The sequence below is a fragment of the Roseateles sp. genome (genome assembly GCF_039929605.1).
GTDB lineage: Bacteria > Pseudomonadota > Gammaproteobacteria > Burkholderiales > Burkholderiaceae_C > Pelomonas.
In genome coordinates this window covers 1-9,442 of sequence record NZ_JBDSQX010000150.1, presented here as the reverse complement: position 1 = coordinate 9,442, position 9,442 = coordinate 1, and the positions used below count along the sequence as shown (strand labels likewise).

Here is a 9,442-nt window from a genome sequence, read left to right as displayed (position 1 = left end):
GAAGTGCACCGCAACTCGCTGGCCAAGCTGGAGTTGGCCAGCCACATGAAGCTCCCGGCCGACCGGGTCAGCATGCCCGTGACGCGCGGCGGTTAACGGCCTGCCGTGGCCAGGACGAAGTCCGGGTGGATCTCTCGCAGGCCGTGGCGCGGGAAGAAGATGCGCACGGCTTCGGCGCTGCTGGACTGAACGTCGCCCCAGCCGAAGCGGCGCACGCGTACGCGCTGGCCGGGCTTGAAGGGTGCGTCGGCCGCAGCGGGCGCTGCGGCGGCCTCGGGTGCTGAAGAACACTCGGCCGCCATCAGCCGCGTGAAACGCTCGCAGCTGTCGCAGTGGCCGCAGCGCGCGGCGTCGTCGTCCAGCACATCGCCGAAGTGGGCCAGTACGCTCGACCAGCGGCAGCCGCCGGCCTTGGCATAGAGCACCATGGCCGCCAGGCCATCGCGGTCGTTCTGCTGGCGCTGCAGCGATGCGGCTTGGGCATCCGAGACGACGGCATCGGCCGCGCGGCGTGTGGCCGGGCGCAGCCCGTCGACATCACTGCCGCGCAACGCGCGCACCGAGCGCAGTGCCGCCAGCACCCGCTCCAGGCGGCGCTGCGGCAGCTTCACCATCTCGGCCAACGCCGCTGGCAACCAGCCGCGTTGCGGCGTCTGGCTGGCCAGCGCCCGCCAGACGGTGCTCAGCTCCTCGCGGGAGGGCGTCTGACCGCCGGCAAAGAACTGCTGCAGCGCGCGGTCGCCCTCGCGAAACAGCAGCACGCAGTCGGCCGCTTCGCCGTCGCGGCCGGCACGGCCGAACTCCTGCACATAGGCCTCGATGGATGCCGGCATCTGCGCATGCAGCACAAGGCGGATGTCGGGCTTGTCGATGCCCATGCCGAAGGCGTTGGTCGCGACCATGAGCCGGGTCTCGTCGGCCATGAAGGCTTCCTGCGCCGCCGTGCGTTCCCTGGCCGGCAGCTTGCCGTGATACAGGCCCACGGGCAGCTCGGCCTCGCGCAGCCGGCGGTGCAGCGCGGTAGCTTCACGCACGGTGGCGCAGTAGACGATGGCGCTGCCCTCGCATGCTTGCAGCCGGCGCACGATGAAGTCACAGCGCTGTTCTTCAGTCTGCGGCAGCTCGACGGCCAGGCGTAGATTGGGCCGGTAGACGCCATGGCTGAGCACGCCGTCACTCGGGATGCCGAGCGCTTCGGCGATCTCGCGCTGCACGGGTGCCGAGGCCGTGGCCGTCAACGCCAGCACGGGCGGCCGGCCCAGTGCCCGGCGGGCGTCGCGTAGCGCGCTGAAGGCGGGGCGAAAGTCGTGTCCCCACTGCGCAATGCAGTGCGCTTCGTCCACGACGAGCAGGCCCACGCGCTGCTCCTGCAGCAGGCCTTGGGTGCGCGGGTCGGCCAGGCGCTCGGGTGTCGTGAACAACACCCGCACCGCGCCGCGCGTGAGCAACGCCTCGGCCTCCAGACGCGTGTTCGCGTCCAGCGCCGAATGCAGCTGCCGCGCCACCACGCCACGCGCCGCCAGCGCGTCGCACTGGTCCTTCATCAGCGCAATCAACGGCGAGATGACCACTGTCAGCGACCCGCTCAGCACGGCGGGCAGCTGGTAGCACAGCGACTTGCCCGCACCCGTCGGCATGACGGCCAGCGTGTTCTGCCCGGCCAGCACGCGGGCGATGACTTCGGCCTGCCCGGGCCGCAGCGAGCGCAGGCCGAACACGCGCTTGAGCGTGCTGCGCAGCTTGACGGGCACCACAGGCTCGCGCGGCGGCAGCTTCTCGGGCACCGGCGGTGGCGCAGGCACTTCCTCGCGCGGGCCGGCGTGGTGCAGCACGCGCCCCGCAGCGGTCATCACTGCGGCGCTCACGAGGTGGCCTTGGCGGCTTGCATGGCCGTGGGCGTTGCCGGCGCGCTGGCCGCTGAAGCTGATCTGCGGCGGATGGCCAGCAGCTTGGTCACCTGCGTCAGCACCTCGGGGCTCCAGCCCATGCCGATGTGGCTGGCCTGCACCTCGATGTCGCGTGCCAACGGCCAGCGCGCGGTGTGCATGCAGGCCTCCCAGGACACGACGCCATCGTTGCGGCTGTACAGCGAGATGGTCGGCACTGGCGGCGGCTCGGCCAGGCGCTCGCGCATCGCGTGGTGATCCTGCGCCTGGCGGCCATTGAGCAGGCGGAACAGCCAGCCGACGTTGGTGTCGTCAGGGCCGCCGCTGAAGGGCGTGCCGATGGTGATGACGTGGGGCACGCGCTCGGGCAGGCGCTTGGCCAGCTCGCGGGCGTAGAAGCCGCCCAGGCTCCAGCCCACCAGGCTGGCCTGGTCGGCCGGCGCGATGCGCTCGTGCACGGCTTCGGCCAGCTTGTCCAGCCAGTCGTCCACGTTGCCCTGGGGGCCGCGGTTCACGCCCTGGCCCCAGTCCAGCGCGCGAAAGCCCGCGCGCTCCAGGTGGCGGCGCAGCGGCCACAGCGACAGGCTGTCGGTGCCCAGGCCCGGGAACAGCATCACCGTGCGGCCCTGGCCGACCTGCTCGGGCGTCTTGCGCCAGAGGTTCAGCGCCTGGAGGGCCTCGATCGTGGCACGCGCCGGCTCGGTGGCCAGCAACGACAGCGAGGGCCGGCGCGGCGCCGGGTACGTGGGGACTGCGGTCTTGGCGTTCAGAGGCAGCGTGGTTGTCATGGCCTGGTCGGCAGAGCCGGTTTGCTTTTTGGATGGCTCGATGCTGCGGTGCAGTGATCGCGTGGGATGCCAGCCTGCAGCGACAGCCGCTGTAGGACAAAAGCCGCCGCCCGCGTTTTAGGGCGTTCTGGGGTGAACTCCTAACAGGGCGGGCGCGGCGATCGCGGCACACTCCGTCCGCCATGAGCCAGGCCATCAAACCCTATCTCGCCGCCCTCATCGTCATGGGGGTGCTTGACGCGCTCTGGCTCGGCCTGGTCGCGAAGGACTTCTACCGTGAGCAGATCGGCGCCCAGATGGCGGAGCAGATCCGCTGGGCGCCGGCCTTGGTGTTCTACCTGGCCTACCCGGCCGCACTGGTGGCGCTGGCGCTGTTTCCGGCCGGCCAGCCGGTCGCCACGCAGGTGGCGCGCGCGGCACTGGTGGGCCTGGTGGCTTACGGCGTCTACGACCTCACCAACGCGGCCACGCTGCGCCAATGGCCGCTGAAGCTGGCACTGGCTGACACGGCTTGGGGCACATTCGCGAGCACGGCGGCGGGCGCGGCGGCAGCCTGGGTGGCACAGCGTTTCAGTTGACGCCGACAATCGACCATGGCCAAAACTGCACCCCGACTCAGCCCCGAAGACATCCAACGCGTCATCGCCACCGCCTGGGACGACCTGCCGCCCTATGGCAAGGTGCTGCGCGAGCACGGCATCGGCCACGGCGAGCTGGTGGCCCTGCTCAAGCGCCAGCTGACGCCCGCCGCCTACAAGCTCTGGGCGGCGCGCGGCAAACAGGCCAAGGGGCCGGCGAGCAAGGCCACCTGGCCGCATGGCCGTTGACGGGCTGCAGCGCCGGCCCGTGCTGGCGTTGCTGGCCACGCTGGCCGCCTGCGGCGACCCTGCCTCACGGGCCCGCAGCCGCATCGATGCCGCCTGGCACCGTGCCGACCTGGACGCCCTGCTGCAGCGCTGGCTGGCGAAGGCGCCCCTGCCGGGTGGCGGCTTCCAGCTGGCATTCAACCGCGCCTGGCAGGCGCGACCCCAGCCCGAGCTGGAGCTGACCGGCCAGGCCCGACTCGTCTACGCCTTCGCGGCGGGGCATGAGCTCACGCAGGACGCCCGCTACCTCGACGCCGCGCGGCGTGGTGCGGACTTCCTGCTGGCGCACTTCAGCGACCCGCTGCATGGCGGCTTCTTCCACACTGTGGCCCCCGACGGCAGCCCGCGCGCCACGATCAAGCGCGCCTACGGCCATGCCTTCGTGTTACTGGCGCTGGCCCAGCTCTACCGCACCGGCCAGGACGCGCGCCACCGCGACGCAGCGCTCAAGGCCTGGCGTGCTGTCCAGGCGGGCTTTTTCGACGCGCGTGGTGGCCTCGTCAACGAGTGCGGGCGCGACTTCAAGCCCATCCCCGCCGGCCGCACGCAGAACCCCGTCATGCACATGTTCGAGGCCCTGCTGGCGCTGCATGAAGCGACGGGCGACAAGTCTGTGCAGGCCGGCGCACGGCAGCTGGGCGACTTCGCTGCCTACCAGCTGCTGCAGGGCCAAGCTGAATCGGCGGGCGGCGGCGCGCGCATTCCCGAGTGGTACGACGAGACCTGGAAGCCATTGCCGACCAAGGGCGACGGCGGCTACATCGACCTCGGCCATCAGTTCGAGTGGAGCCATCTGCTGGCCTCGGGCGCGGCCGTCTCGCCGGTCTATGCCCAAGTCTCTGAGCGCGTGCTGGCCTACGCGCTGAGCGCGGGCTACGACGACAACGACGGCGGTTGTGGCAGGCGTGCCTTCCCCGACGCCGTGCGCACCGACATGAGCAAGGGCTGGTGGCAACAGGCCGAATGCCTGCGTGCGCTCGTCGTGGCGGCCACGGCCAGCGGGCGCAATGACCTGTGGCGCCGCTACGAGCAGACGCTGGGCCTCGTGCGCGACCAACTGGTGGACGCCGAGCACGGCAGCTGGCGCGCCGCCGACGCGCTGCCTTGCAAGAGCGGCGGCTGCAAGGACGAGCAGCCCGACCCGTATCACATGGTGTCGCTGCATCGCGTGGCGCTGCAGCTTGCCGCCGCTGCGGCGTAGTGGTTGCGGCCGTGGCCACGCTGAACTGTTGCGCGGGCTCTACAACGGCTGAAACTCAATGTTCCTCGCCGCTGCCGCGCGAGGCGCCGTTGCGCGGCCACCGCCCTGGGAAAGTCGGTGCTTACCCCGAGAGTCGATGCGAAAACGGGCATCGAGAAATCCAAAAATGTGATTTGTCTCGAATCGGTGAGCCTCATAGAGTGAATTGAGACCCCAGCGCCACAGGCCCGCTACAGAGGCGCTGAACGGCTGAAGAGGTTGGCCGATCCCCAATAACGATTCCGGAGACAAGATGAAGAAACCAGCCCTGGCGGCGCAGCGCGCGCATGCTTATTCCTCCCGTTTTGCCCTCAGCCTGACCGCCGCCGCCGCGCTGGCCGCCATGTCCGCCGCCGCCGTGGCCCAGGAAACCGCCAAGAACGAGCTGGAAACGGTGGTCGTCACCGGCGTCAGGGCATCCCTGACGAAGAGCTTGGCGATCAAGCGCACCAGTGACCAGGTCGTGGAATCGGTCGTCGCCGAAGACATCGGCAAGCTGCCCGACAACAACGTCGTCGAAGCGCTGCAGCGTGTGACGGGTATCCAGGTCACCAACCGCGCTGGCGGTGAAGTCGGCACCTTGTCCATTCGCGGCTTGCCCGACGTGGCCACCACCTGGAATGGCCGCAACATCTTCACCGCGTCCGGTACGCAGGTTGCGCTCCAGGACATTCCGTCGACGCTGGTGCGCCAGATCGACGTCTACAAGACGCGCGACGCCAGCCAGCTGGAAAACGGCATTGCCGGCCAGATCGACGTCAAGTCGCTGCGCCCGTTCGATTTCAAGGGCGCGAAGTTGTCGCTGTTGGCGCGGGAAACCTATCTCGACCCCGCGAAGAAGTGGAACCCCCAGCTGAGCGCGATGGGCAGCAACCGCTGGAAAACCGACGCCGGTGAATTCGGTGCGCTGGTCAATCTGTCGATGGTCAAGACGGACTACCGCAATGAAAGCGTGACGCCGGGCGCCATGGTGGTGTTCGCTAGCCCGAATGCCGCTGAAGTGCCGGCCGGCTGGACCCCGTTGGAGCGGATTCAGCCCACGGATGGACGTGCGCCCAATCAGCAGATCTGGACGCCGGGCACCTATGCCGGCCTGTCGCAACAGGAGGGCGCAACCCTGGCCATCAACGGCAAGAACGTTCCCTATTACTTAGCACGTGACGCCGTCTTCCAGAGCGATGTGCAGGGCCAGCGCGAGCGCCCGGCCGCCAATCTCGCCCTGCAGTGGCAGCCGAACGAGGATTCGGTCTACACGTTTGAAGCGATGTACAACGGTTATCGCAACAAGACCTTCAACAAGCTGCTGTTCAGCTTTGTTGACTGGTGGGGGAGTCTCGGCAGCAACCCGGCTGCTTCGATCAGCACATTCCCGGGAACCAATGTCATCAAGACGCGGACCGTGAATGATGTCTATGGCTTCAACAGCGGCGACTACACCACCTCTAAAACTGATTCCTATATCTACGCCCTGAACGGCAAGTGGAATATCAGTGACCGTTTGAAGCTGGACGGGGATGTGTCGTACCAAAAAAGCACTTTCAATACTCAATTCATGGCCACCCGGCTTGATCGCGTTGCACCGTCGATCAACGTCGACTTCAGTGCCGGCGGCGGCAACATGGGCTTCCACTTCAACGACGATGCCGAATTGGTAGACGCCGCCAAATGGAACGTGGCGCAGTTCTACGACAACGCCAACCGCAATGCAGGCAGTGCTGCGACGGCCAACCTGTCGGGCGTCTACGACGCCGATTGGGGTGCGCTGAAGACGCTGCATTTCGGCGTGCGCTTCGACAGCCGCAAGGCGTCGGAAGCCAACCGGGGCCAATCGGCCTTCCTGGGCCGCAACCTGGCCTCGCTGGATGCGAACTACCAGCACGTCAATTCGAATTTCGGCACGGCCATCTCGGACGTCCCGCGCTCCTGGATGGAGCCGAATGCTTACTACATTCGCGACAACATCGACGACTGGCGCAAGCTCTACAACTCGGTCGATGCGAATTTCCTGACGACCGACAAGCTGAGTCTGCAGAAGACCTTCCAGGTCAAGGAAGACACCACCAATCTGTTCCTGATGGCGGATGCAGAGCACGAGTTGTTCGGCCGCCCACTGCGCGCCAATTTCGGCGTGCGCTATGTGCAGGTCAAGACCGGCATGACTGCCTACAGCGTCGATGCCACCACCAAGGTGGTGACGCCGACGAACGGCGATAAAACGGCCAAGAAGTTCCTGCCCAGCCTGACGCTGCGCTATGAGCCGGTCAAGGATGTTCTGGTGCGCTTCAACTACGGCGAAACGCTGCGCCGCCCGGGCTTTGGCGATCTGAACCCGGTCCTGCAACTCAGTGACGATCTTTCCAAGGTCGGCTACGGCGGCGGCGGCGGCGGCAACCCCGGCCTGGAGCCGACGCGCTCCAAGAACCTCGACCTGACGGGCGAGTGGTATTTCCAGAAGGACAGTGCGCTTTACGGCACCTTGTTCCAACGCAAGATCGAGGGCCTGGTCGTGCCCCTGCGTCGCCGCGTTCACGTCGATCCGGCCAACGACCCGTTCCGCAACTCGACCTCGGGCGGCAGCCATGCGAACGGCTATGACTATGTCATCAGCTCGCCGGTCAATGCGTCCAACGGCAAGATCAGCGGCCTCGAACTGGGTGCGATCTACTTCCCGAAGGGCTTGCCGAGCTTGCTGGACGGCCTGGGCTTCCAGGGCAGCGTGACCCGCCTGACCTCGTCGCAGAACGTGCCGACCGCCAACGATGCCGGCGAGATCGTCTCCCAGCTCGAGACGCCGTTCTTCGGCGTGTCCAAGCTGTCGTGGAATGCCACGCTGGCCTACGAAAAGGGTCCCCTCGGCGCACGTCTGTCGTATGTCCGTCGTTCCAGCTTCCTGGCCGCCAACGAGGCTGCACTGTTTGCCAACCCGATCGGCATCTGGCGCCAACCGGAAAAGAGCGTGGACCTCCAGCTGACCTACAACATCAACGACCGTATGGCGTTCGACATCAGTGGCGTCAACCTGACCAATGAGATGCAGCAGCAGTATTACAAGTTCGGCAACGCGGGCAGCCCCGAGTTGACCAATTTCGGCACGGTCCAGATCGGCCGCGCCGTCTCCGTTGGCTTCCGCTGGAAGATGTAAACCGCGAGGCTTCAACTCCCTGCTCGTTCGGGCGTTGCACCGGCCTCCCGGGCAACGCCCTTTTTGCTTTCAGCTGTACCCATGTCAGACCTGCTTCAGCCGCTGATCCGCCAGCGCGCCGATCCGCACATCTCGCGCCATGCCGACGGCTACTACTACTTCACCGCGTCGGTGCCGCAGTACGACCGCATCGAGGTGCGGCGCGCGCTGACCATTGAAGGGCTAGCCAGCGCAAGCCGGACACGGGGCCGTGGTCCGAGCTGATCTGGGCGCCCGAGCTGCATTTCAACGGCGGCGCCTGGGTTGTCTACTTCGCCGCCGCCGCCACCCGTGCGCTGGATCACCAAGGCATGTTCCAGCACCGCATGTTCGCCATTCGCAACATGGCGAAAGACCCGCTAGGCGGCGATTGGGAGTTCCTCGGCCAGGTCGACTCGGGCATGGACAGCTTCTGCCTGGACGCGACGACCTTCACCCATCGCGGCCAGCTCTATTACCTGTGGGCGCAGAAGGACCCGGCCATTGCCGGCAACTCCAACCTGTACATCGCGCCCATGAAGACGCCCTGGCAGCTCGCCGGCGCGCCGGTGCGGTTGAGCACGCCCGAGTTCGACTGGGAATGCCGGGGCTTTCTCGTCAACGAGGGCCCGTCGGTGCTGCAGCGCCACGGCCGCGTCTTCATCAGCTACTCGGCCAGCGCCACCGACGAGAACTACGCCATGGGCCTGCTATGGGCCGACGAGAACGCCGACCTGCTGGACCCGGCGAGCTGGCACAAGTCCGCCGAACCCGTGATGCGCAGCGCGGCGGCGGACAGCGTCTTCGGCCCCGGGCACAACAGCTTCACCCAGGGTGAGAACCCCGACGAGGTGCTGTTGGTCTACCACGCACGCACCTACACCGAGATCATTGGCGACCCGCTGTGGAACCCGGACCGGCACACTTTCGTGAAGCCGATGCGCTGGAGCGCGGAGGGCATGCCGCTGTTCGGCACGCCCTCGCGGCTTGACTAGGGTCACTACCAATGCCGGAAACAACATCGGTACGCCGTGGAAATTGATTGGATTGCAATTCCGCCGGCCCCTAGCATCGTTTTACTGGGCTGACCGCCGAAGCGCACGGCTTCGGGGGCTACAAGCTGCCCCAAGCCCGGCAGCCAACGGGCGCACCGCTTAGTCACACGGCAGACCCTGCGCGCCGCCAGAACGAAACATCCGAGACAAAGACATGACGACTGAGGACAAGAAGAGCAAGGTCAAGCTGCGCTCAGCCGAATGGTTTGGCACCCAGGACAAGAACGGTTTCATGTACCGCTCCTGGATGAAGAACCAGGGCATCCCGGACCATGAATTCAACGGCAAGCCCATCATCGGCATCTGCAACACCTGGAGCGAGCTGACGCCCTGCAACGCCCACTTCCGCAAGCTGGCCGAGCACGTCAAGCGCGGCATCATCGAAGCGGGTGGCTGGCCGGTCGAGTTCCCGGTGTTCTCCAGCGGCGAGTCCAACCTGCGCCCCAC

Annotated in this window: 9 protein-coding genes; 7 read left to right on the top strand and 2 right to left on the bottom strand. The window is 66.9% G+C overall.

The genetic code is table 11. The features are described 5' to 3' along the window. Positions 1-92: 92 nt before the first annotated feature. Positions 93-1,865 carry a RecQ family ATP-dependent DNA helicase gene (locus ABIS05_RS20510; protein ID WP_348013495.1) on the bottom strand — a complete coding sequence of 591 codons (1,773 nt, stop codon included), beginning with the start codon at positions 1,863-1,865 and terminating at the stop codon, positions 93-95. Further along, positions 1,862-2,674, bottom strand: a complete 813-nt coding sequence (locus tag ABIS05_RS20505) for an alpha/beta fold hydrolase (protein WP_348013494.1) — start codon at positions 2,672-2,674, stop codon at positions 1,862-1,864. Before ABIS05_RS20505 ends, ABIS05_RS20510 begins: the two co-directional genes overlap by 4 nt. 182 nt (positions 2,675-2,856) lie before the next feature. On the opposite strand from ABIS05_RS20505, the gene ABIS05_RS20500 reads away from it, so the two are divergent. From ABIS05_RS20500 to ABIS05_RS20470, 7 genes are all read left to right on the top strand, one after another. After that, positions 2,857-3,252 carry a DUF2177 family protein gene (locus tag ABIS05_RS20500; protein ID WP_348013493.1) on the top strand — a complete coding sequence of 132 codons (396 nt, stop codon included), beginning with the start codon at positions 2,857-2,859 and terminating at the stop codon, positions 3,250-3,252. 15 nt (positions 3,253-3,267) lie between these two features. Next, positions 3,268-3,501 (top strand): DUF2805 domain-containing protein, encoded by a 234-nt coding sequence (locus tag ABIS05_RS20495; protein ID WP_348013492.1) that lies wholly within the window; start codon positions 3,268-3,270, stop codon positions 3,499-3,501. Continuing rightward, a complete protein-coding gene (locus ABIS05_RS20490; protein ID WP_348013491.1) occupies positions 3,491-4,741 on the top strand; it encodes an AGE family epimerase/isomerase in 1,251 nt (416 codons plus the stop codon). The genes ABIS05_RS20495 and ABIS05_RS20490 overlap by 11 nt, the downstream gene beginning before the upstream one ends. A gap of 292 nt (positions 4,742-5,033) precedes the next feature. Beyond that, positions 5,034-7,922: a TonB-dependent receptor gene (locus tag ABIS05_RS20485; RefSeq protein ID WP_348013490.1), complete on the top strand. Its 2,889-nt coding sequence runs from the start codon at positions 5,034-5,036 to the stop codon at positions 7,920-7,922. 81 nt (positions 7,923-8,003) lie between these two features. Then, positions 8,004-8,186, top strand: coding sequence for a hypothetical protein (locus tag ABIS05_RS20480; protein ID WP_348013489.1), 183 nt, complete (start codon positions 8,004-8,006; stop codon positions 8,184-8,186). Next, a complete protein-coding gene (locus tag ABIS05_RS20475; RefSeq protein ID WP_348013496.1) occupies positions 8,183-8,935 on the top strand; it encodes a family 43 glycosylhydrolase in 753 nt (250 codons plus the stop codon). Before ABIS05_RS20480 ends, ABIS05_RS20475 begins: the two co-directional genes overlap by 4 nt. 214 nt (positions 8,936-9,149) lie before the next feature. Then, the coding region (locus tag ABIS05_RS20470) for a dihydroxy-acid dehydratase (protein ID WP_348013488.1) at positions 9,150-9,442 on the top strand (293 nt) is incomplete at its 3' end.